Here is a 21,952-nt window from a genome sequence, read left to right as displayed (position 1 = left end):
CGCTCCGGGCGGCGGTGGAAGGCCAGGTGCAGCGTCCCGGCAAAGGCGTGCTTCATCGGCCCGCCCCAGCCCATACCGAACAGCAGCTCGCCCAGCCCCCAGACAATCCCCGCCACCAGCAGGGCCGACAGCAGCCACTGCCCCGCCTGGTTGGGCACCAGCGTCGAGAGCGGCAGGGTGGTAATAAAGAAGGTGCCCGCAAAGGCGAGCAGACTTTTCGGCAGCCGCATCCACGGCCCCTTAGAGAGGCGCGGCGGCGGCCGGCGGCGGCGCTTATAGACAAACACCGCGCCGGTGAACATCAGCACCAGCGCCGCCGCCAGCAGCAGGTTGATAAACCCGCCGCTGACGCCGATAACGTAGTGGGCCAGCAGCAGGACCATCGACAGCACGAAGCCGCCGGCGGTGGCGACGTGGGTTTTCGACATCACCTTGTCGCGCTCGACGACGTGGTGCAGATCCACCAGATAGCGGCGCGGCATCGCCATCAGGCCGCGCAGCCGATCCACCTTGTCCGGGCGGCCCGCCCGCCAGAGTCGGGCCCGCCTGAGCATACCGAGCGCCGCCAGCAGCAGCGTGGCGAGCAGTAAAATGGGAATAAGCCTGTCGAGTATCATAAGATGCCTCTCGGGGTTACAGGTCTTTGCACAGGCGCAGCGCGTCTAAAATAGCCGCGTGGGTGTTGCGCTGCGACACGCAGTCCCCCAGCCGCCAGAGGATCATCCCCTCCTGCGGGGCGGTGAGCACCGGCTGCGGTTGCATGGCGAACAGCGTCTCGTTGTCTATCTGCCCCCTGTTGCACGACTCCGGCTTGAGGGCGTAGTAGAGCGATTCGTCCGGGCGGGTGCCGTTCTCCACCACCACCTGATCCACCACCCGCTCCTCCTTCTGGCCGGTGTACTCGTTCTCCAGCACCGCCACCAGCTTGTCGCCTTCGCGATAAACCTTCTCCAGCGCCAGATCGGAAGTCATGATCACCGCCTTCTCGTACAGGCTGCGGTAGTAGGTCGGGAAGGTGGTGCCGCCGATGCCGACGCCGGGCTTGATGTCGCCGGTGACCAGCTCCACCAGCGCCCCTTTCGACGCCAGGTAGTCGGCGGCGGACATGCCGGAGAATTCGCAGATGCTGTCGTAGACCAGCACGTTTTTTCCCGGCTCCACCGCGCCGGTGAGGATATCCCAGCTGGAGACCACCAGCCCCTCGGCGGCGCCCCACTCAGGATTTTGCTCAAGGAACGGCTGGCCGCCGGTGGCGAGAATGCAGACGTCCGGGCGCAGATCGCGCACCGTGGCGGCATCGGCGTTAACGCCGAAGCTGACAGTGACCCCGAGGCGCTCCAGCTCCATCGCCAGCCAGCGGGTGATGCCCGCCATCTGATCGCGCTGCGGCGCTTTAGCGGCGATGGTTATCTGCCCGCCCAGCTCGCTGCCCTTCTCCAGCAGCGTGACCTTATGGCCGCGCTCGGCGGCGACCCGCGCCGCCTCCATGCCGCCGGGCCCGCCGCCGACCACCACCACGTTGCGCACCGGCCCCGCGGTTTTTTCGATGATATGCGGCAGGCCGAGATATTCCCTGGAGGTGGCGGCGTTCTGAATGCACAGCACGTCGAGGCCCATATACTGGCGGTCGATGCAGTAGTTGGCCCCCACGCACTGGCGAATTTGATCTACCTGATTCATTTTGATCTTAGTTATAAAGTGCGGATCGGCGATGTGCGCCCGGGTCATGCCGACAAAATCGACGTAGCCCGCCGCGAGGATGCGCTGTGCCTGATTGGGATCCTTAATATTCTGGGCGTGGATCACCGGCACCTTCACCACCTCTTTAATGCCCGCCGCCAGATGCAGAAACGGCTCCGGCGGATAGCTCATATTGGGAATGACGTTAGCCAGCGTGTTGTGAGTATCGCAGCCGGAGCCGACCACGCCGAAGTAGTCCACCAGCCCGGTGGCGTCATAGTAAGCGGCGATCTGGCGCATGTCCTCGTGGCTGAGGCCGTCGGGGTGGAACTCGTCGCCGGTGATGCGCATGCCGACCACGAAGTCCGGCCCCACCGCTTCGCGCACCGCCTTCAGCACTTCCATGCCGAAGCGCATGCGGTTTTCGAAGCTGCCGCCCCACTCGTCGGTGCGCTTGTTAACCCGCGGCGACCAGAACTGGTCGATCATGTGCTGGTGCACGGCAGAGAGCTCAACGCCGTCCAGGCCGCCCTCTTTGGCGCGCACCGCCGCTTTAGCGAAGTCGCCGATCACCCGCTCGATCTCCTCCACTTCGATGGTTTTGCAGGTGGCGCGGTGCACCGGCTCGCGGATGCCCGACGGCGACATCAGGTTCGGCCAGTTTTCGCCGTCCCAGCGCGAGCGCCGCCCCATGTGGCTTATCTGGATCATGATTTTGCCGCCGTGCTTGTGCACGGCGTCGGCCAGGTTCTGAAAGTGGGGAATGATGCGGTCGGTGCTGAGGTTGACCGAACTCCACCAGCTCTGGGGGCTGTCGATGGAGACCACGCTGGAGCCGCCGCAGATGCACAGCCCGCAACCGCCTCTGGCCTTCTCTTCGTAATATTTAACGTAGCGCTCGGTGGTCATGCCGCCGTCGGTGGCGTACACCTCGGCGTGGGCGGTGCTGACGATGCGGTTGCGGATGGTCAGCTTATTAATGTTTAACGGCTGAAACAGGAGATCGAACTGTGACATGGCTGCACCTTACTGTTAAACGTCGCTACAGCGGATGAACGACGAAAATCCCGACATCACATCCCTCTTCGGCGGCGCTCTGGGTCTGAATTGCCCGGGTTTTCACCGCATATCCAAGGCTCCGGGCTATCTGATCCATCGCCCCGGCGAACCAGCCGGTGAACATGTAGTCCACCTTGCGGTTTACCTTGCCGTACTGATAAACGAACGCCGAGTTCTCCAGGCGCACGCGGGCGGTGCCCTGCTCCAGATCCAGCGCTTCGGTGACGAAAAAGCCCCAGCCGCGCTGGGAGAGGCGGTTCATATAGTGGGCGAAGACGTCTTCGCCGCTGATGTCGTGCAGGGCGGCCTCTTTTTCGCACCAGTGCCAGGCGGACTTGTAGCCCGCTTTGTAGAGGATTTCGGCGTAGCGTTCGGCGCCGATCTCCTCTTCGATGGCCATATGGTTGTTGACGAAAAAGTGCCGCGGCACGTACAGCATCGGCAGCGCGTCGGTGGTCCAGACGCCGGTCTCGTCATCGACGCTAATCGGCATTTCAGGGGCGTGTGTGCTCATTGACTACCTCCAGTTGCGGCGGGGCGCTATTCGCCCCACACCTCGGCCAGAACGTTTAACCAGTTTTCGCCCATAAATTTGCGCACCTGCTTCTCGGTGAAGCCGTGGCGCAGCAGCGCTTCCGTCAGGTTGGGGAACTCGCCGAGGGTGCGGATACCCTTCGGGTTGATGATTTTGCCAAAGCTGGTGAGGTGGCGGGCGTAGCCTTTATCGTGGGTCAGCCATTCGAAGAAGGCCTGATCCTGACCCTGGGTGAAGTCAGTGCCGATGCCGATCTGATCTTCGCCCACCAGGTTGTAGATGTAGTCGATGGCTTCTACGTAGTCTTCAATCGTCGAATTAACGCCGTTCTTAAGGAACGGGGTAAACATGGTGACGCCGACGAAGCCGCCGTGGTCGGCGATAAACTTCAGCTCGTCGTCGGATTTATTGCGCGGGTGATCCTTGAGGCCGGAGGGCAGACAGTGGGAGTAGCAGACCGGCTTCTTCGAGGCGAGGATCACCTCCTCAGAGGTTTTTGCCCCAACGTGGGAGAGATCGCACATCATGCCGACGCGGTTCATCTCCTCTACCACCTCGTGGCCGAAGCCGGAGAGGCCGCCGTCGCGTTCGTAGCAGCCGGTGCCCACCAGGTTCTGGGTATTGTAGGCCATCTGCACCACGCCAACGCCAAGCTGCTTGAAGATGTCGATATAGCCGAGCTGATCTTCAAAGGCGTGGGCGTTCTGGAAGCCGAACAGGACGCCGGTTTTGCCCTCCTGCTTGGCGCGGCGAATATCGGCGGTGGTGCGGACCTGGGTGACCAGATCGGCGTTGTCAGCAATCAGGTTATTCATCGCCACGATGTTGTTGACGGTGCTCTGGAATCCCTCCCACACCGAGACCGTGCAGTTGGCGGCGGTCAGACCGCCCTTGCGCATATCGAGAAACAGTTCCCGATCCCAGCGGGCGATAACCAGCCCGTCAATTACGATGGCGTCGCGGTGCAGTTCGGCAGCATTCATAGCGTCCCCTTGTCTTCGTTAACCCGGAGGTGGTTGGATGCGGACAGCATAGAATTAACGAAAGTGGGGAATTGTTCTGAAAGCGTCACCCGGCTGACCGGGAGCGCTGTGGCGCGAGACTTTTTTGCGGCTTAAAACGCGGCGCGCCGCCGGAGGGAGCGGCGGCGCGTCGTCAGCAATGAGAAAGCGCGGAACTATACGCCCGGCGTCAGCCTCACCGAACCGTAGGTCGGCTCAAAGCGGGCTTCGCCCAGCAGGCGCAGGGAGACCGAGGTTGGCGGCTCCTGCGGCTTTTCGCTGAATACCGGGAACTCGCTCAGCGCCTGCGGGCTCCTGCTGTTCAGCGGGTGACTGACGCCGCGCCGTTCCTCCCTCGGCGGAATGCCGAAGTGTTCGCGGTAGCACTTGCTGAAGTGCGGCGTCGACACAAAGCCGCAGGCTACGGCGATTTCGATAATCGAGCGCGAGGTCTGCTTGAGCAGCTGGCGGGCGCGGAACAGGCGCAGCTTCATGTAGTAGCGCGACGGCGAGCAGTGGAGGTATTTCTGGAACAGGCGCTCCAGCTGGCGCCGGGAGAGGCCGACGTAGCCCGCCAGCTCGTCCAGCTCGATGGACTCTTCAATGTTGGCCTCCATCAGCGAGACCGCTTCCACCAGGCTCGGCTGGGCGGTGCCGAGCACGTGGCGCAGCGGAATGCGCTGGTAGTCGGACTCGTTGCGCACCCGGTCGCAGATAAACATCTCCGAGATCCCCGCCGTCAGCTGATAGCCGAAGTCGCGCTGGATCATGGTCAGCATCATATCCATCGGCACGGTGCCGCCGCTGCTGGTCATCCGGTCGCGCTCGATGACGAACAGCTGATTGGTGCAGAACACCTTCGGGTAGGCTTCCTGCATTGAGGCGATACACTCCCAGTGGGCGCTGCAGTGGTAGCCATCCAGCAGCCCGGCTTCCGCCAGTAAATAGGGGCCGGTGCAGACGCCGCCGATCAGGATCTTCTTACGAGCCAGCGCCTGCAGCCAGGCTACCTGGCGGGAGCTGTAGCTGCGGGTAATGTTGATGCCGCCGACCACGATCAGCACATCCAGCCCCAGCGCGCCGGCCATCGAACTGTCCGGCGTGATAGCGATGCCGTCGCTGGCCACCGCCGGCTTGCCCTCTTCTGTTATGGTGCACCAGCTATAGAGTTCGCGGCCGCAGAGCTGGTTCGCCATGCGCAGAGGCTCCACCGCCGTTGCCAGCGCGATCATGGTGAAGTTGTTGAGGAGCAAAAATCCGACGTGGCGAACTTTCTCCGGAGCGGTGTTTCCCTGGGTTCCTGTGCTGGACTCTGACATTGCGCCTACCTCTAATTATGTTGCACCGAAAGAATTCAAAAGTGGCCTGATAACGACATCGCACACTGTGGATAATAGATGAGCAACTAATGTGCCATTAGTTATGTGTGCAAATGAGTTATTACCGTCACGAAACAAATAAAAAACATAAAATCAACATTGACGGGCCGTTCAATAAAAAATCGCGCTATTCTGGTCGGAGATCGGAGGAGTAAAACAGGCACGTTATGGCCGGAAATGGGTCAATCTTTGCACCGTTTTGCGACATGATAACGTTGCCTGTGCGGGTAATGGTGCAGCGGGGAGGATGGGCGTGGTATAAACAATTTATTAACAATACTAAGGGTTCACTGGCAGGAGGAGGTGGTCGTTCCTTCTTAGTTACGTTTCCGCCCTCATCAATCGATAAGGTGGCGGATCAATTCCATGAGTGCAATCACTGCTTTTGACAGCGCGACGACAGCCCGCAGAACGATAACGATGATGATGATGAAATCAATCATCCGTTTGCTCCCATTGTGGGAGACGAAATCTCCGGCTCTTACTCTTACGTTGCCTGTCGCGCCAGCGCCTTCAATCGTCAGATAGAAGGTCTCTCGTAACGACCTGAGTCACTGACTTAGTCCGATAATAAAACCGACCTCACCCGTCGATTTTTTTATTTCTGCCGCTCTCACACCTTCAGTATCTTAATCGTCGCCTTAATATCTATCTCATCCTCCGAGAAGATATGCGTCGTACCGTGGAAGGTGGTGATCGCCAGTTTCTGCAGCGCACGCATCTTCGGGGACCGCTTCACTGTAAACCTCGTATGACTGGATGGCTGTGGATTTTTAGCCCAGCCGAATAACGATTATTTACTATTCACCGTAAAGTCAATGACAGGCATAACAGCGACCCCCTCTGAATAAAATAAGTCAGAATTGGTGAAGGAGTACACGCGGCCGCTAAGTTTAACGTTAATATGTGCGCCGTAGCCGGTAATGCTGGCATTTGCCACCTCTGCTACCAGAAATGGACTGCGGTCTTTAAGATGATGAAGAATATCGCCCTGCAGCCTGCCGTCAAGATAATATCGATATACCTCGGAAACAGTCGCGCCCCCGCCTTTATAACGGGTTATATAGAGGTACACGCTGTCGGTGATTTCACGCTGTGCAAACAGTTCATCATCCGGTGCCTCCCGACTGAAATAGTAAAGTAAAGAGAACCCTGCAACGATAAGCAGCAGAACTGCGGTAAGCATGCAATGAAGTTTTTTAATAACCGGACTACCTTGCATAATTTCCAACTCTGTTTGAAATTTTACGTGAACTCGTTACTCTTCATGCTCATTAATGAGGTCAAACTTAATTTTTATTAAAGGAGGAGGTGGTCGCCTCCTCCTTAGTTACGTTTCCGGCCTCATCACTCGACAAGGTGACGGATCAATTCCAGGAGTGCAATCACTGCTTTTGATAGCGCGACGACAGCCCGTAGAACGATGATAATAAGATCAATCATCCGTTTGCTCCCATTGTGGGAGACGAGATCGCCGACGTTTACTCTTACATTGCCTGTCACGCCCGCGTCTTCAATCGTCAGATAGAAGATCTCTCGTTCCCGGCCCGAGCACCAGATACGGCACCACCCGTTCACCTGACCAGGACTAAAGACGGCTAATTATTTGCCGGAAACAGATAATCCAGAGCTGACTTATCGATTATATCTGCAGCAATATCTAAGCACGAGAGTAAGTAGTGTTTTGTATTGTATAATACAAATCGTTACCCTATACTTGACACGTCAGATAGAAGGTCTCTCGCAGCGGCCTGAGTTACTGACTCAGCCCGCTAAAAAAACCGACCTCACCAGTCGGTTTTTTTTATTTCTGCCCTTCTTACACCTTCAGCAGCTTAATCGTCGCCTCAATATCTATCTCATCCTCCGAGAAGATATGCGTCGTACCGTGGAAGGTGGTAATCGCCAGCTTCTTCAGCGTGCGCATCTCGCCCGGCTTCACCGCTTTCGGTTTAATGCTGTTCATCAGCAGGCCGACGGAGAGCACCGCATTTTCTTTATCAATATGCGCATCGGCGGGCACCTCTTCGCTGTAGACCACGTATGACTTGATGGCGGTGAGCTTGAGGCGTTCGCCTGCGATATAGAGGTGCTTGCTCTCCGGAATCACCTTAACCGCATAGGCCGACAGGCCCTTGGTGTTGGTGGTGGGTTCAAAGGTGACGGCGGCGTCTTTCTTGATAAGGTCTGGATTGGAGACCTTGATGACGTGAAAATAGCGGTTATCGCCGTTTTCATCTTTGATAAAGCCGAAGCCTTTGTCCTGGAACCACGTCGTGATCGTACCGTTCATTGCTGTTACCGCTTGGTTAAATGTTGTACAAATTCAGTTTTGCTGCCGGGGAGTGTAATGCAGATTGCGTTTGAGGGCTACGGGTTTAGATAGCTATGGTTGACCACTTTTTGTTCGCATCCTGGTTTGATAATCTGTACAACAATAAGCTCTCCCTTTGAATACCTACGAGTCACGCTTTAGCCTGGCACGGCAGAATGGGCGTTTAGTGCTACATCGCACGGGAATGTAAAAAACAGCGGCCCAGCAATTAACGGGTTATCCGGCGAATACCGGCCCTCACCACGATGTCCTGAAACGCAAGCGACATTAGCTGGCGGAATATCGCGGCATTCTCCTTCATTCAGCAGCACTAACGGGCACATCCTTCCGTCGCCGTGTGCCATGCTGACTCTGTTTCCCTAAGCGTCAGCGTCCTGATAAAGAGGCCCAATGATCGCGCTATGCAAAACCTGCGGCACATCTTATGAAGTAACAGGCTCCCATCCGCAACATTGCGATATATGCACCGATGAACGCCAGTATGTTCCCCCCTCCGGGCAAGAGTGGCTTACTGTTGACGCTCTGCACCGTTCGCACGCCAATAAGTGGCGGCAGCATGACGATGCCCTTCTCAGCCTCCGCACGGTACCTGATTTTGCCATCGATCAGCGGGCGTTTATCCTGCTCACGCCCGAGGGCAATATTCTGTGGGACTGCATTGCCAATCTCGATGACGCCACGAAAAAACTTATCACCGCGCTGGGCGGGCTGAAGGCTATCGCCATATCGCATCCCCACTACTACACCACCATGCAGGACTGGGCGGAAGCATTTAACGCACCGATTTATCTTCACGCCAGCGACCGCCGGTGGGTGATGCGCGACAGCCCGCACATCGCCTTTTGGGAAGGCGATACGCTGGCGCTGGCAAGCGATATTAAGATAATGCGCCTCGGCGGACATTTTGCCGGCGGCAGCATTCTGCACTGGGCGCGGGACGGCGGCATCGTGCTCTCCGGTGATATCGTGCAGGTCACGCCGGGCGCCGATGCGGTCTCCTTTATGTGGAGCTATCCCAATATGCTGCCGCTGCCGGCCAGCGCGGTCGCCGACATTACGCGCCGCCTGGGTGCGGTGAAATTCAACAGGCTGTACGGCGCGTTCGAAGGAAAAGATATTCTGCAAAATGCCGATGAGATCGTGCGCCGCTCGGGAGAGAAGTATATTGCCTGTCTCCGGTAAAACCGCTGCCATGCCGCCGGCGGCATGGCGGACATGCTCCCCCTCAGCACTCCACCCCGTTCACCGCCAGCCCGCCTTTCGACGTCTCCTTATACTTATCCTGCATATCCTTGCCGGTCTCGCGCATGGTACGGATCACTTTATCCAGGGAGACGAAGTGCTGGCCGTCGCCGCGCAGGGCCATCTGGGCGGCGTTGATCGCCTTGACGGCGGCGATGGCGTTGCGCTCGATGCAGGGCACCTGCACCAGGCCGCCGATCGGGTCGCAGGTGAGGCCGAGGTTGTGTTCGAGGGCGATTTCGGCGGCGTTCTCAACCTGCTCCGGCGTGCCGCCCAGCACCTCGGTGAGTCCGGCGGCGGCCATCGCGCAGGCGGAGCCGACTTCGCCCTGGCAGCCGACTTCGGCCCCGGAGATGGAGGCGTTCTTTTTGCACAGCGCGCCGACGGCGGCAGCGGCGAGCAGGAAGTCCACCACGTTCTCCTCTCCGGCGCCGGGCTGAAAGCGCATGTAGTACATCAGCACCGCAGGGACGATGCCCGCCGCGCCGTTGGTCGGCGCGGTGACCATCCGGCCGCCGGCGGCGTTCTCTTCGTTGACCGCCAGCGCGTAAAGGTTGATCCAGTCCATCGCCGACAGCGTTGAGCTGATGACGTTGGCGGCGGTGGCGCGCTGCAGGGAGCGGTGCAGCGTCGCCGCCCGGCGGCGGACGTTGAGGCCGCCGGGGAGCACGCCCTCGTTGCGCAGGCCGCTGGCGATGCACGCCTGCATCACCTCCCAGATATGCGCCAGCCCGCGTCGGATCTCCGCCTCGCTGCGCCAGGTTTTCTCGTTTTCCATCATCAGTTCGCTGATCCGCAGGCCGCGCTCGCGGCAGCGGGCCAGCAGCTCCCTGGCGCTGTTGAAGTCGTGGGGAACGTCGGCGGCGGCGAACGGCGAGTCGGCGGCGCTGGCCTCCTCTTCGTCGAGCACGAAGCCGCCGCCCACCGAATAATAAATCCGGGAGAGCAGCAGCCGGTCCGCCGGGCCGAAGGCGCTCAGGCGCATGGCGTTGGGGTGATAAGCCAGCGCGTCGTCGCTGAAGGTTAAATCGCGGTTCCAGTCGAATTCGATATTGGCCCGCCACGGCAGGGTCAGGGAGGCGGTCTCGCACACCGCCCTGACGGCGGGCTCGATGATCGCCGGATCGATGGTATCCGGCGACTCGCCCATCAGCCCCAGCAGCACCGCCTTGTCGGTGCCGTGGCCGACGCCGGTGGCGCTCAGGGAGCCGAACAGCTCTATCGTCACCCGGCACAGGCTGGCCCGCCCGGCGTGGCCTTCGAGCGCCCGCGTGAAGCGCAGCGCCGCGCGCATCGGCCCGACGGTGTGCGAGCTGGAGGGACCAATCCCGACCTTAAACAAATCGAAAACGCTGATGCTCATGCTTCTCTCCCGGCGTGACGCCACCTGATGTCGCCGCATTATCGCGGCAGGCAGCGCAGCGGGGATGCCGGAGAGCGACGCCCGCATATGCCCTATCGACGCGCACGGAACAGGATGTCGCAAATGGGCATCGCTTCGGCGCAGGCGAACATTAAGCATTGCCCGGCTGTGGATATTATCGCCTGACATCAGGACCCCACTTTCGGCATTGAAGGAGTAGAGAGATGTTTGCAAAGAGCGATGATATCCAGAGCTTTGACGGTGAACTCTGGCAGGCAATCGAGGATGAGACCCGGCGTCAGGAAGACCACATCGAACTTATCGCCTCCGAGAACTACACCAGCCCGCGGGTGATGCAGGCTCAGGGCACTGCGCTCACCAATAAATATGCCGAAGGCTATCCCGGAAAGCGCTACTACGGCGGCTGCGAATACGTCGATGTGGTGGAGCGGCTGGCTATCGAGCGCGCCTGCGCCCTGTTCGGCGCCGATTACGCCAACGTCCAGCCGCACTCCGGATCGCAGGCCAATGCCGCCGTCTACATGGCGCTGTGCCAGCCGGACGATACGGTGCTGGGCATGAGCCTGGCCCACGGCGGCCACCTGACCCACGGCGCCTCGGTCAGCTTCTCCGGCAAGATCTACCGCGCCGTGCAGTACGGCCTCAGCCGCGAAACCGGCGAGATTGATTACGACGAAGTGGAAGCCCTCGCCCTCGAACATAAACCCAGAATGATCGTCGCCGGCTTCTCCGCCTACTCGCGGGTGGTGGACTGGGCGCGCTTTCGCGCTATCGCCGATAGGGTCGGCGCGTATCTGTTTGTCGATATGGCCCACGTCGCCGGGCTGGTGGCGGCGGGCGTCTACGACTCTCCCCTGCCCTGGGCCGACGTGGTGACCACCACCACGCACAAAACCCTGCGCGGACCGCGCGGCGGGCTGATCCTCGCCAAAGCCAATCCTGAGCTGGAGAAAAAGCTCAATTCTGCGGTATTCCCGGGCGGCCAGGGCGGACCGCTGATGCACGTTATCGCCGCCAAGGCGGTGGCGTTTAAGGAGGCGATGCAGCCCGAATATGCCGCCTATCAGCAGCAGGTGGTGAAAAATGCCCGCGCGATGGCGGAGGTGTTTATCGAGCGCGGCTACGACGTGGTCTCCGGCGGCACCGACAACCATCTGTTCCTGCTGAGCCTGATCAAGCAGGGCCTGACCGGTAAGGCCGCCGACGCGGCGCTGGGCCGGGCCAATATCACCGTCAACAAAAATGCCGTTCCGGACGATCCGCAGTCGCCGTTCGTCACCTCCGGGCTGCGCATCGGTTCGCCGGTGGTGACCACCCGCGGCTTTGACGAGCTGAGCTGCCGCCGGCTGGCGGGCTGGATCGCCGATATTCTCGACGTGCTGAACGACGAGGCTCAGCGTGAAAAAACCATCGCCGACGTGAAGCAGCAGGTACTCGGCCTGTGCGCCGACTATCCGGCCTACCGCTAGAGGAGCAGAGAGCATGCAACGATATTCCGGGTTTGGCCTGCTGAAGCACAGCCTCAGCTTTCACGAAAACTGGCAGCGGGTGTGGCGCAATCCGACGCCGAAAAAGCGCTACGACGTGATTATCATCGGCGGCGGCGGCCACGGCCTGTCCACCGCCTACTATCTGGCGAAGGAGCACGGCGTCACCAATATTGCGGTGCTGGAAAAGGGCCACCTCGGCGGCGGCAATATCTGCCGCAATACCACCATCGTACGCTCCAATTACCTGTGGGACGAATCGGCGGCGCTGTACGAGCACTCGATGAAGCTGTGGGAGGGCCTGTCGCAGGATCTCAACTACAACCAGATGTTCTCCCAGCGCGGGGTATACCACACCTGCCACACGCTGCAGGATCTGCGCACCAACGAGCGGCTGGTGCACGCCAACCGCCTGCAGGGCGTCGATAACGAGATGGTCTACGGCGACCAGCTGCAAAAAGAGATCCCCGCCCTCGACTGCTCGCCGGACGCGCGCTATCCGATCCTCGGCGCCTCGGTGCAGCGCCGGGGCGGCAACGCCCGCCACGACGCGGTGGCCTGGGGCTACGCCCGGGCGGCGGATGCGCTGGGCGTCGATCTTATCCAGAACTGCGAAGTGATCGGCATGGAGATTAACGACGGCAAGATAACCGGCGTGAAAACCCGCGCCCACGGCACCATCAAAGCCGACCGCGTCGGCTGCGTGACGGCGGGCAACTCCGGGGTGATGGCAAAGATGGCGGGCTTCGAGCTGCCGCTGGAGTCCCATCCGCTGCAGGCGCTGGTGTCTGAGCCTATCAAGCCGTTCCTCGATACGGTGGTGATGTCCAACCACGTCCACGGCTACATGAGCCAGTCCGACAAGGGCGATCTGGTGATCGGCGCCGGGATCGACGGCTGGGTCGGCTACGGCCAGCGCGGCTCCTACAGCATTATCGAGCACACCATTCAGGCCATCGTCGAGCTGTTCCCCTGCACCAGCCGGGTGCGGATGAACCGCCAGTGGGGCGGCATCGTCGATACCTGTCCGGACGCCAGCCCAATTATCTCCGCCACGCCGGTGAAAAACCTGTTCTTCAACTGCGGCTGGGGCACCGGCGGTTTTAAGGGCACGCCGGGCTCGGGCAACGTGTTTGCCCACATGCTGGCCCACGGCAGGGCGCACCCGCTCGCCGAGCCGTTCACGATGAAGCGCTTCTACACCGGAGCGCTGGTGGATGAACACGGCGCCGCGGGCGTCGCACACTGAGGAGTTACCGCATGCTGCATATCTACTGTCCTCACTGCGGCGAGTTTCGCGAGGAGGAGGAGTTTCACGTCAAGGGCCAGGCGCACATCGCCCGGCCGCTCGACCCGGATGCCTGCACCGACGAAGAGTGGGGCGAGTATCTCTACTTTCGCAAAAACCCGCGCGGTAAGCACCACGAACTGTGGGTTCACAGTGCGGGCTGCCGCAAGTTCTTTAACGTTACCCGCGATACTCAGACCTATGAGATAGAAGAGGTTTACCTCATCGGCGAGCTGCCGCAGCAGGCGCTGCAAGGAGCGGAGAAATGAGCCAGAAAAATCGCCTCGCGTCCGGCGGCAGAATCGACCGCAGCAAACCGCTGACCTTCAGCTGGAACGGCCGCCAGTATAGCGGCTATCAGGGCGATACCCTCGCCTCCGCCCTGCTGGCCAACGGCGTGGATATCGTCGGGCGCAGCTTTAAGTACAGCCGCCCGCGCGGCATCGTAGCCGCCGGCGCCGAAGAGCCGAACGCCATCGTGCAGCTGGGGGCGAGCGAAGCCACCCAGGTGCCGAACGTCCGCGCCACCCAGCAGCCGCTGTACGACGGGCTGGTGGCCTCGGCGACCAACGGCTGGCCGAACGTTGAATCGGATCTAATGGGACTGGTGGGCCGCGTCGGCGGCAAGCTGATGCCGCCGGGCTTCTACTACAAAACCTTTATGTACCCGCCTTCGCTGTGGCCGACCTACGAGAAGTACATCCGCCGGGCGGCGGGTCTGGGCCGCGCGCCGCGGGAAAAAGATCCCGATACCTATGACAGTATGAACCAGCACTGCGACGTGCTGGTGGTCGGCGGCGGCCCCGCCGGGCTGATGGCCGCCCTTACCGCCGGGCGCAGCGGCGCCCGGGTGATCCTCGCCGATGAGCAGAGCGAGTTCGGCGGCCACCTGCTCGCCAGCCGGGAAACCATCGACGGCAAACCGGCCGCAGAGTGGATTGCCCAGACCCTGGCCGAGCTTGCCGCGATGCCGGAGGTAACGCTGCTGGCGCGCGCCACGGTCAACGGCTATCACGATCACAACTTCCTGACCATTAACGAGGACCGGGCCGACTACAAAGGCGGCGGCAGGCCCGGCGAGGTGCGCCAGCGCATGCACCGGGTGCGCGCCCGCTGGGTGGTGCTGGCCACCGGCGCCCAGGAGCGGCCGCTGGTGTTCAGCCATAACGACGTACCGGGCTGCATGGTGGCCTCGGCGGTGTCCACCTACATCAACCGCTACGGCGTGCTTCCCGGCCAGCAGCTGGTGCTGATGACCACCAACGACGGCGCCTATCAGACGGCGCTGGACTGGGAAGCGGCCGGCGGCAGCGTGGTGGCGGTGGTTGATACCCGCCCCAACCCGCAGGGCGACCTGATTGACGCCGTCCACACCCGCCGCATCCGGGTCATCACCGGCAGCGGCGTGATCGACGTGCAGGGCAAGAAGCGCGTCAGCGGCGTCAGCATCGCCGCCCTTGCCCCCGGCGCCGACGCGCTTGCCGGGCCGGTGACCACCCTGCGCTGCGATACCGTTGCCAGCTCCGGCGGCTGGAGCCCGGTGGTGCATCTCTCCTGCCATACCGGCAGCCGCCCGACCTGGGACGTAAAGGCCATTGGTTTTGTCCCCGGCCCGACCCGCCAGCGGCAGATCACCGCCGGCGGCATCAACGCCACCTACCCGCTGGCGAAGGTATTGCTGGAGGGCATTAATGCCGGACAGGAGGCGGTGGCGAAGCTGGGCCTGAAGCCGGTTGAAGTGGTAATGCCGCAGGTCAGCAGCTGCCGGGAAGGCAAGGCGATGGCGCTGTTTTACATCCCGCACAGCCGGCCGCTGACCCGGGCGCCGATGCAGTTTGTAGACTACCAGAATGACGTGACGGCGGCGGGTATTGCGCTGGCGGCGCGGGAGGGCTTCGAGGCCATTGAGCACATCAAGCGCTACACCGCGATGGGCTTCGGCACCGACCAGGGCAAGCTCGGCAATATCAACGGCATGGCCATCGCCGCGAAGGTGCTGGGAAAAAGCATTCCCGATACCGGTACTACGGTCTTCCGCCCCAACTATACGCCGGTGGCGTTCGGCGCCATCGCCGGGCGGCACTGCGGGGCGCTGTTTGAGCCGAAGCGCTTTACGGCGATGCACGCCTGGCACGTTAAGCGCGGGGCCAAGTTCGAGGACGTCGGCCAGTGGAAGCGCCCTTGGTACTACCCGCAGCCGGGGGAGACCATGCAGCAGGCGCTGGACCGCGAATGTAAAGCCGCGCGCAGCGGCGTGGCCGTTCTCGACGCCTCAACGCTGGGCAAAATCGATATTCAGGGCAAGGACGCCCGCGAGTTTCTCAGCCGGGTCTACACCAACGCCTGGGCGAAACTCGGGATCGGCAAGTGCCGCTACGGCGTGATGTGCGGCGAGAGCGGGATGGTGTTCGACGACGGAGTGACCTCCTGTCTGGCCGAAAACCACTTTCTGATGACCACCACCAGCGGCGGCGCGGCCCACGTGCTGGAGTGGCTGGAGATTTACCACCAGACCGAGTGGCCGGAGCTGGAGGTGTACTTTACCAGCGTCACCGACCACTGGGCCACCATGACCCTCTCCGGGCCGGAGAGCCGTAAGCTGCTGGCAGAGCTGTGCGACGATATCGACCTCGATAAGGACAATTTCAAATTTATGGACTGGCGGGAAGGCACCGTCGCCGGCGTGCCGGCCCGGGTGTTCCGCATCTCGTTTACCGGCGAGCTGTCGTTTGAAATTAACGTTCAGGCCAACTACGGCCTCTACGTCTGGGAGAAGCTTTTTGAGAAGGGCGCGCGCTACAACCTGACGCCCTACGGCACCGAGACCATGCACATTCTGCGCGCCGAGAAGGGTTTTATCATTACCGGCCAGGATACCGACGGTTCGGTAACGCCGTTCGATCTCGGCATGGGCTGGGCGGTGGCCAACAGCAAGCCGTTCAGCTACATCGGCAAGCGCGGCATGGCGCGGGAGGACTGCGTACGCGGCCAGCGCAAGCAGCTGGTGGGCCTGAAAACCCGCGATCCAAAAACCGTGCTGCCGGAGGGCGCCCAGGCGGTGGCCGATCCTAAACAGCCGCTGCCGATGGATCTGCTGGGACACATCAGCTCCAGCTACTGGAGCGCTAACCTCAACCGCAGCATTGCGATGGGCTTTATTAAGGGCGGCCTTGAGCGGATGGGAGAGACGGTTTACTACCCGCTGCCCGACGGCCGGGTGATTGAAGCCGAGATCTGCAGCCCGGTCTTTTTCGATCCAAAAGGAGAGCGCCAGAATGTCTGAAACCGTAATTCCGGAAACCCGGGTGCATAAAGCGCCAGACGGCGGCGCGATCGTTATGAACCAGCTGCCCGCCGGCGGCGCCCGCGCCGAATCGCCGCTGCACCATGCGGATCTGGCCCGGCTGGCGGCGGATGCGCCGACTGCGGGCGGCGTGACGCTGCGCGAGCTGGCCCTGCGCGGCCACCTGATCCTGCGCGGCGACCGCGGCAACGCCGCCTTTACCGCCGCCTGCGCCAGGGTGCTGGGGATCGGGCTGCCGCTGCAGCCGCTGACCTCGGCGGAAAAGGGCGATATTGCCGCCCGCTGGCTCAGCCCCGACGAATGGCTGGTCACCGTGCCTTACGAACAGGCGTTTGCCCTGGAAAAGGCGCTACGCGCCGACGCCGCCGGGCACTTCTCGGTGGTCAACGTCAGCGGCGGCCAGACCATCCTGATGCTCTCCGGCCCGCGCGCGGTGGACGTGCTGAAAAAGAGCACGCCGCTCGACCTGCACCCCCGCGAATTTCCGGTAGGCAAGGTGGCCGGCTCCATCTTCGCCAAGAGCAGCGTTCTTCTGCGCCGCACCGGCGACGAGAGTTGGGAGCTGGTGGTGCGCCGCAGCTTCGCCGACTACCTCTGGCTGTGGCTGCAGGACGCCAGCCGCGAGTACGGGCTTATCGTCAGCCAGTAGCCTTATCCGGCGCGCCGCGCGCGCCCTTATCTGGAGATGCCTATGAGCACCCTGCCCGACGCCTGGATTTTTACCGCGAGCTGCCCCAGCAGGCTGGGAACCGTGGATGTTGTGACGCGCTTTATGGCCGAATCCGGCCACTACGTGAATGAGATCCACTCGTTTGACGACCGGGTCAGCAAACGCTTTTTTATCCGCATCGCCTTTCAGGCGGCGGCGAATTTCAGCCGCGAAGGCTTCAGCGACCGCTTCACGCCCCGCGTCGCCCCGTTTGAAATGCAGTGGCAGCTGACGCCCCCCGGCCACCGGGATCGCGTCGCCATTCTGGTATCAAAGTTTGACCACTGCCTGAACGACCTGCTCTACCGCCACCGCACCGGCCAGCTCAGCATCGACGTGCCGCTGATTATCTCTAACCATCCGGACCTGCAGCCGCTCGCCGAGTGGCACAATATTCCCTGGTACCACCTGCCGGTGAATGCGCAAAACCGGCCGCAGCAGGAGGCGGAGATCCTCGCCCTGATGGAGCAATACCGCATCGACCTGGTGGTGCTCGCCCGCTATATGCAGGTGCTGTCGCCGGCGATGTGCCAGCGGCTCGACGGCCGGGCGATTAATATTCACCACTCCCTGCTGCCGGGCTTCAAGGGTGCGAAGCCCTATCATCAGGCCTGGGAGAAAGGGGTTAAGATGGTCGGCGCCACGGCGCACTACGTGAATAACGACCTCGATGAAGGACCGATCATCGCCCAGGGCATTCAGAGCGTCGATCACGCGCTCTACCCGCAGGACCTGATTAGCCGCGGGCAGGATATTGAACGCATCACGCTTTTCAACGCCGTGCGCTACCACGTCGAGAAGCGCGTATTCCTTAACGGCAGCCGCACGGTCGTACTGGGTTAATCATTTACCGCCTCGGGTTTGATATTGACCGCAAAGCCTTCGCGATTTCCGGGCGGTGGGGATTGCCTTTGTATCTTCACAGGCGGCTGCCGCTGCGGCTCTTCACCGTGCTCAATCCCCCGCCGCTGGCGAAAGTGACCTGTAAGATGCCATCGTGCTGGTGCTCGCCTCTGCGGCGCGCGTGAAGGGGCCTGAGTTTCGCCGCAGGATATCCCGCATTTACCCATTGTTCACACAACCCACGGTTTCCCCAGAAATACCCGCAAAATTGGTACTTTTCCTGGCTTTTAACTGCAGTGATGTCGATACAATGGCAAAGAGAGAACTGGTTATACCAGTCAGATGGTGCGCCCTGCAGGATTCGAACCTGCGACCCACGGCTTAGAAGGCCGTTGCTCTATCCAACTGAGCTAAGGGCGCATTGAGAGGAAAACTTCGCAATGCGAAACGCGTGGAATTATACGGTCAACGTATTGTGAGTCAATGGATTTTACCCCGTATGGCGCGCCGCGGGCAGGGAAGATGATTTTATGTACCAGAAATGATTGAAAGATGCACTCCCCCTCATCTCCCGTCCAGATACGAAAAATCCCGCAGTGATTTAAGCCGCAGCCGATACCTCTGAATTCAGGCGAGCGGAAGAATATCCCGGAGCAGTCACAATAAAGACAGTAAGGCCTGAATAAAAAGCAGGCGGTTAACGCTTCCAGTATGCTGTTAATTTACAAGAGAAAAATAAAACATTACTGCACTATCCAGAAAAAAAGTAATGCGCGTCGTGCTGCGCAGGGAAAGGAGAAGACGCAATCTCCGGGCGTTACAGAGCAATCCGCCCCCCTTTCCTCAGAACGTGCTGATAGAGCATAGCGATTTGCCTGAGCCAGGCGCCAGGACACCCGAGCTTCGCGTCGTCGTTACCGGAGATCGTTTTCTGGCTGAAGGCATAGCGCAAAGCCCTGCTCCGCTCTGCTATTATCCCATCTATGGCGATCCGGAGGAGGCTTTTTTGGCGCTTGAGGAAGGTAACAGTAGCGGGGCAATTATCGATCTCGAGGGCTGGGCAATTCCCGTCATTGACCTTCTCGACAGAGTGAGAACATTACGACTGCGGCGCCCCGATCTGCAGCTTGCATTTCTTGCCTCTGAAGAGGCGAGCGACATAGAAACCTTTGTTCAGGCCGCCTGTTCGGCCATTGTCATCAATAAGCGGCAAAAGATACGTAAAATAGTGGGCCTGATGCAGTCAACATTTACCCGGGCCGAGACACAAGAGCGCGTATTGAGCCAAAAGCAGTGGAAAATTCTACTCCTGATGGCGCAGGGTTTCTCTCTACGTGCAATAGCGCGGCAGCTGCAGCTACCTTACCATCGCATAATTTATAGCATGGGGCGCATCCAGACCCTGCTGAAGCTAAATTGCCGCCAGCAGCTGATACGCCTGCTGCTGAAGCTCAGCGACAAGCATTGTTGAAAGATCGGGATTAGTTAAGCAATGTCCTAAAATAATAAGAAATTGCTTAATGTTTAGTTAAATTATTGTTAATAATTAACCATTATTTAACAATTATAACTATTCCTGGAAGATTACCCCCGCAGTTACAGGGACTACATAAGATGGTGAATAAAGTGAAAATAACAACATTACTGTTTGTGTTGACCCGGTGTCCCCCGCCTCTGTGTCGTCTATTTAATAAACAGAAGCGCGACGACCGCGCCGGGCTGCAATCGTTTACCTTCTTATATTCTGGCCCTGTGTCACATCCGGATAGTCAATAAAAGCAATAAATACAATAAGATATTTCTTCATCGTACCATCATCACATCATTTCAGGTGTCAATACGGCGGTTAAATAATTTCGAAATAAAATTAACAAAAAATCAACATCCAGTGGGTTGTTTTGTTTTTGCCGACACCAGGAATCGTTCCCGTTACCAAATCTGAAATTCGCAGAAAAACCCACCAAAAGAAAATTCCTAATTAATTTTTATTAGCACATCATAATAAGTAAAGTGCTTTATCATTTTCTACGACTTTTCCAGAAAAAGTTAAGCGGTATAATCGCTGGGCTGGAAGAATAAGAAAAAAGTACCAGGACTAGTCGTCGAATAAATGTATTCACTAATACCTTTACTTCTGTACTTAATAACAAGGGAATGATCACTATGACAGAAACACCAATATCAAAAACATCCATGATAGCACCCCACTCTCTGACAACTGGCTAATACTCCAGGCGCGCTTCCGTTTCTGGCACTTTATGTACAGAGGAATAAAAACCGCTAACAATATGATCTAACATCATAGACAATTTTGCTGATATTGGTTCCTGCAAGAACTCAGCACAACAGCACCTATATCTGAGGGACAGAAAATGAAACCGGCATCCGTTATTATTATGGACGAACAGCCTATCGTCAGAATGTCGATAGAAGTTTTGCTGAAAGCAAATAGCAACATCCAGGTAGTGCTAAAATCAGACAATGGCAGAGAGCTTATTGACTATATAAAAAAGCAGCCCGTTGACCTGGTGATTCTCGATGTGGAACTGCCCGGCACTGATGGCTTTTCTTTGCTTAAAAGAATCAATGAGTTAAGCCCAACCACTCGAGTTCTTTTTCTTTCATCAAGATCCGAAAGCTTTTACGCCGGGCGAGCGCTGCGGGCCGGAGCTAATGGTTTTATCAGTAAGCGGAAGGACCACAATGATATCATTCGGGCAGTAGAGATGTTGCTGGCCGGTTATTCATTTTTTCCCTCGGAAACGCTTAATCTCCTGAGCCACCACTCTCCAAGGCGGGGAGAAATAAATGAACTGCCATTATCTAATCGTGAGGTAACGGTACTTCGTTATCTCGCCAATGGCTTAACGAATAAGGAAATCGCCGAGCAGCTGTTGTTAAGTAACAAAACAATTAGCGCCCACAAATCCAATATTTTCTCTAAGCTGGGGGTACATACTATTGTTGAATTGATTGATTATGCAAAAGCCCACGAGTTGCTGTGAATAAATAAGCATTTAACGGTGTCTCGCCTGCCTGCTGCAGGCGACGCCAGGATCATACTTAATTATAAACAAGCTCCCACGTTGCCCAGCTGGTAATAGGGCCGCTGGTGGCGCGTAACGGCGTTGCGGTCACGTAACCAATATAGTAAGTATAGATACCACCATTGACAGCTTTATCACGTAAATAGACCTGATTCTGCTGCAGATCGCCCGGCACAATTTTATTATCCTTACTCAGCGTGTTGTTATTATTTGTGGCAAGGGCCAGATAAATATGCTGAGCGCCGTCTGGCAGCGTATTGGCCAGATACCCCGCATTTTCATTATTGACATCGTTAACCACAAAACCATCCACCCAGCGAACGCTGACCCGCCGCACCTGATCCTGGTCTGCCGGAACGTTGCCGCCGTGGCGCAGTTGGCAGTTGGACAGCTCAAGGGTGAACGGTTTTGGCTTCAGATAAGCTCCGGCACCGCTGTCGTGCACCTCCGCCAGGCTGACGGGGGGGAGCCAGACGCTGCCGCTGCCGGCATTGTGCGCGCCGTTAAGCGACACGCTGCAGGAGATATCCGTCACCCGCCCGGAAAAATCCACGCGGCCGCGGTCGTAGTTGGTTTCAAAGGCCTGCGCCTGCGCGGCCGAGAGGGCTACGCAGAGCGAGGTTGCGCGAATAAAGTCAGAGATAATGCCGTGCATCCCG

20 protein-coding genes, 1 tRNA gene and 1 pseudogene are annotated in these 21,952 nt (G+C 59.2%); 9 read left to right on the top strand and 13 right to left on the bottom strand.

Annotated features, from left to right (window positions below):
• The 10 genes and pseudogenes from ENGE1_RS23435 to ENGE1_RS23400 form a co-directional block, all read right to left on the bottom strand.
• The coding region (locus tag ENGE1_RS23435) for a DUF3483 domain-containing protein (protein WP_303745815.1) at positions 1-617 on the bottom strand (617 nt) is incomplete at its 3' end.
• A gap of 16 nt (positions 618-633) precedes the next feature.
• Complete coding sequence (dgcA, locus tag ENGE1_RS23430; protein ID WP_048254611.1) at positions 634-2,697, bottom strand: dimethylglycine demethylation protein DgcA; 2,064 nt, start codon at positions 2,695-2,697, stop codon at positions 634-636.
• A gap of 25 nt (positions 2,698-2,722) precedes the next feature.
• On the bottom strand, positions 2,723-3,253 hold the full coding sequence (locus ENGE1_RS23425) for a 4-vinyl reductase (protein ID WP_048254609.1): 531 nt from the start codon (positions 3,251-3,253) through the stop codon (positions 2,723-2,725).
• Positions 3,254-3,279: 26 nt separating this feature from the next.
• On the bottom strand, positions 3,280-4,257 hold the full coding sequence (locus ENGE1_RS23420; RefSeq protein ID WP_043085447.1) for a dipeptidase: 978 nt from the start codon (positions 4,255-4,257) through the stop codon (positions 3,280-3,282).
• A 194-nt stretch (positions 4,258-4,451) separates the two neighbouring features.
• Positions 4,452-5,594, bottom strand: a complete 1,143-nt coding sequence (gene gbdR / locus ENGE1_RS23415) for a choline metabolism transcriptional regulator GbdR (RefSeq protein WP_048254607.1) — start codon at positions 5,592-5,594, stop codon at positions 4,452-4,454.
• A 398-nt stretch (positions 5,595-5,992) separates the two neighbouring features.
• Entirely contained in the window at positions 5,993-6,097 is a 105-nt protein-coding gene (dqlB, locus tag ENGE1_RS29410) for a DinQ-like type I toxin DqlB (RefSeq protein WP_048254605.1), read from the bottom strand.
• 170 nt (positions 6,098-6,267) lie between these two features.
• Positions 6,268-6,378, bottom strand: a pseudogene (locus tag ENGE1_RS29300) (cold shock domain-containing protein); the annotation flags it as partial.
• A 69-nt stretch (positions 6,379-6,447) separates the two neighbouring features.
• Entirely contained in the window at positions 6,448-6,876 is a 429-nt protein-coding gene (locus ENGE1_RS27375) for a hypothetical protein (RefSeq protein WP_072065309.1), read from the bottom strand.
• A gap of 125 nt (positions 6,877-7,001) precedes the next feature.
• Complete coding sequence (dqlB, locus tag ENGE1_RS29405; protein ID WP_272481209.1) at positions 7,002-7,097, bottom strand: DinQ-like type I toxin DqlB; 96 nt, start codon at positions 7,095-7,097, stop codon at positions 7,002-7,004.
• 376 nt (positions 7,098-7,473) lie between these two features.
• On the bottom strand, positions 7,474-7,947 hold the full coding sequence (locus tag ENGE1_RS23400; protein ID WP_043085455.1) for a cold-shock protein: 474 nt from the start codon (positions 7,945-7,947) through the stop codon (positions 7,474-7,476).
• A gap of 432 nt (positions 7,948-8,379) precedes the next feature.
• On the opposite strand from ENGE1_RS23400, the gene ENGE1_RS23395 reads away from it, so the two are divergent.
• Complete coding sequence (locus ENGE1_RS23395; RefSeq protein ID WP_048254602.1) at positions 8,380-9,171, top strand: MBL fold hydrolase; 792 nt, start codon at positions 8,380-8,382, stop codon at positions 9,169-9,171.
• A 43-nt stretch (positions 9,172-9,214) separates the two neighbouring features.
• On the opposite strand, the gene ENGE1_RS23390 is transcribed toward ENGE1_RS23395, so the two are convergent.
• Positions 9,215-10,594, bottom strand: a complete 1,380-nt coding sequence (locus tag ENGE1_RS23390; RefSeq protein ID WP_048254600.1) for an L-serine ammonia-lyase — start codon at positions 10,592-10,594, stop codon at positions 9,215-9,217.
• 224 nt (positions 10,595-10,818) lie between these two features.
• Between ENGE1_RS23390 and glyA the strand changes: the two genes are divergently transcribed.
• From glyA to purU, 6 genes are read left to right on the top strand one after another with little or no spacing between them, the layout of a single operon-like run.
• Positions 10,819-12,084, top strand: coding sequence for a serine hydroxymethyltransferase (gene glyA, locus ENGE1_RS23385; RefSeq protein ID WP_048254599.1), 1,266 nt, complete (start codon positions 10,819-10,821; stop codon positions 12,082-12,084).
• Between the two features lie 13 nt (positions 12,085-12,097).
• Entirely contained in the window at positions 12,098-13,351 is a 1,254-nt protein-coding gene (locus ENGE1_RS23380; RefSeq protein WP_048254596.1) for a sarcosine oxidase subunit beta family protein, read from the top strand.
• Positions 13,352-13,362: 11 nt separating this feature from the next.
• Positions 13,363-13,659, top strand: a complete 297-nt coding sequence (locus ENGE1_RS23375; RefSeq protein WP_043085465.1) for a sarcosine oxidase subunit delta — start codon at positions 13,363-13,365, stop codon at positions 13,657-13,659.
• Positions 13,656-16,673, top strand: a complete 3,018-nt coding sequence (locus ENGE1_RS23370; protein ID WP_048254595.1) for a sarcosine oxidase subunit alpha — start codon at positions 13,656-13,658, stop codon at positions 16,671-16,673. The genes ENGE1_RS23375 and ENGE1_RS23370 overlap by 4 nt, the downstream gene beginning before the upstream one ends.
• Positions 16,666-17,343: a sarcosine oxidase subunit gamma gene (locus ENGE1_RS23365; RefSeq protein ID WP_048254593.1), complete on the top strand. Its 678-nt coding sequence runs from the start codon at positions 16,666-16,668 to the stop codon at positions 17,341-17,343. Before ENGE1_RS23370 ends, ENGE1_RS23365 begins: the two co-directional genes overlap by 8 nt.
• A 42-nt stretch (positions 17,344-17,385) precedes the next feature.
• Positions 17,386-18,246, top strand: a complete 861-nt coding sequence (purU, locus tag ENGE1_RS23360; protein WP_048254591.1) for a formyltetrahydrofolate deformylase — start codon at positions 17,386-17,388, stop codon at positions 18,244-18,246.
• A 343-nt stretch (positions 18,247-18,589) separates the two neighbouring features.
• Here purU and ENGE1_RS23355 read toward each other — a convergent pair.
• A tRNA-Arg gene (locus ENGE1_RS23355) sits at positions 18,590-18,666 on the bottom strand.
• Between the two features lie 349 nt (positions 18,667-19,015).
• On the opposite strand from ENGE1_RS23355, the gene ENGE1_RS23350 reads away from it, so the two are divergent.
• Together ENGE1_RS23350 and fimZ are read left to right on the top strand one after the other, a co-directional pair.
• A complete protein-coding gene (locus ENGE1_RS23350; protein WP_048254590.1) occupies positions 19,016-19,717 on the top strand; it encodes a helix-turn-helix transcriptional regulator in 702 nt (233 codons plus the stop codon).
• A 901-nt stretch (positions 19,718-20,618) separates the two neighbouring features.
• Complete coding sequence (fimZ, locus tag ENGE1_RS23345) at positions 20,619-21,251, top strand: fimbria biosynthesis transcriptional regulator FimZ (protein ID WP_043085469.1); 633 nt, start codon at positions 20,619-20,621, stop codon at positions 21,249-21,251.
• A gap of 58 nt (positions 21,252-21,309) precedes the next feature.
• Here fimZ and ENGE1_RS23340 read toward each other — a convergent pair whose 3' ends face one another.
• Positions 21,310-21,948: a fimbrial protein gene (locus ENGE1_RS23340; protein ID WP_043085470.1), complete on the bottom strand. Its 639-nt coding sequence runs from the start codon at positions 21,946-21,948 to the stop codon at positions 21,310-21,312.
• Between the last annotated feature and the right edge of the window lie 4 nt (positions 21,949-21,952).

The sequence above is a fragment of the Pluralibacter gergoviae ATCC 33028 = NBRC 105706 genome, from assembly GCF_001598855.1.
GTDB classification, from domain to species: domain Bacteria; phylum Pseudomonadota; class Gammaproteobacteria; order Enterobacterales; family Enterobacteriaceae; genus Pluralibacter; species Pluralibacter gergoviae.
Note: the sequence above shows the minus strand (reverse complement) of the source record. Positions and strands in the feature narration are given on the sequence as shown.

Bases quoted from the DNA above. Each gene is read 5' to 3' on its own strand.
- dgcA (WP_048254611.1), bottom strand. From the start codon at position 2,697: ATGTCACAGTTCGATCTCCTGTTTCAGCCGTTAAACATTAATAAGCTG.
- ENGE1_RS23425 (WP_048254609.1), bottom strand. From the start codon at position 3,253: ATGAGCACACACGCCCCTGAAATGCCGATTAGCGTCGATGACGAGACC.
- ENGE1_RS23420 (WP_043085447.1), bottom strand. From the start codon at position 4,257: ATGAATGCTGCCGAACTGCACCGCGACGCCATCGTAATTGACGGGCTG.
- gbdR (WP_048254607.1), bottom strand. From the start codon at position 5,594: ATGTCAGAGTCCAGCACAGGAACCCAGGGAAACACCGCTCCGGAGAAA.
- dqlB (WP_048254605.1), bottom strand. From the start codon at position 6,097: ATGATTGATTTCATCATCATCATCGTTATCGTTCTGCGGGCTGTCGTC.
- ENGE1_RS27375 (WP_072065309.1), bottom strand. From the start codon at position 6,876: ATGCAAGGTAGTCCGGTTATTAAAAAACTTCATTGCATGCTTACCGCA.
- dqlB (WP_272481209.1), bottom strand. From the start codon at position 7,097: ATGATTGATCTTATTATCATCGTTCTACGGGCTGTCGTCGCGCTATCA.
- ENGE1_RS23400 (WP_043085455.1), bottom strand. From the start codon at position 7,947: ATGAACGGTACGATCACGACGTGGTTCCAGGACAAAGGCTTCGGCTTT.
- ENGE1_RS23395 (WP_048254602.1), top strand. From the start codon at position 8,380: ATGATCGCGCTATGCAAAACCTGCGGCACATCTTATGAAGTAACAGGC.
- ENGE1_RS23390 (WP_048254600.1), bottom strand. From the start codon at position 10,594: ATGAGCATCAGCGTTTTCGATTTGTTTAAGGTCGGGATTGGTCCCTCC.
- glyA (WP_048254599.1), top strand. From the start codon at position 10,819: ATGTTTGCAAAGAGCGATGATATCCAGAGCTTTGACGGTGAACTCTGG.
- ENGE1_RS23380 (WP_048254596.1), top strand. From the start codon at position 12,098: ATGCAACGATATTCCGGGTTTGGCCTGCTGAAGCACAGCCTCAGCTTT.
- ENGE1_RS23375 (WP_043085465.1), top strand. From the start codon at position 13,363: ATGCTGCATATCTACTGTCCTCACTGCGGCGAGTTTCGCGAGGAGGAG.
- ENGE1_RS23370 (WP_048254595.1), top strand. From the start codon at position 13,656: ATGAGCCAGAAAAATCGCCTCGCGTCCGGCGGCAGAATCGACCGCAGC.
- ENGE1_RS23365 (WP_048254593.1), top strand. From the start codon at position 16,666: ATGTCTGAAACCGTAATTCCGGAAACCCGGGTGCATAAAGCGCCAGAC.
- purU (WP_048254591.1), top strand. From the start codon at position 17,386: ATGAGCACCCTGCCCGACGCCTGGATTTTTACCGCGAGCTGCCCCAGC.
- ENGE1_RS23350 (WP_048254590.1), top strand. From the start codon at position 19,016: ATGCGCGTCGTGCTGCGCAGGGAAAGGAGAAGACGCAATCTCCGGGCG.
- fimZ (WP_043085469.1), top strand. From the start codon at position 20,619: ATGAAACCGGCATCCGTTATTATTATGGACGAACAGCCTATCGTCAGA.
- ENGE1_RS23340 (WP_043085470.1), bottom strand. From the start codon at position 21,948: ATGCACGGCATTATCTCTGACTTTATTCGCGCAACCTCGCTCTGCGTA.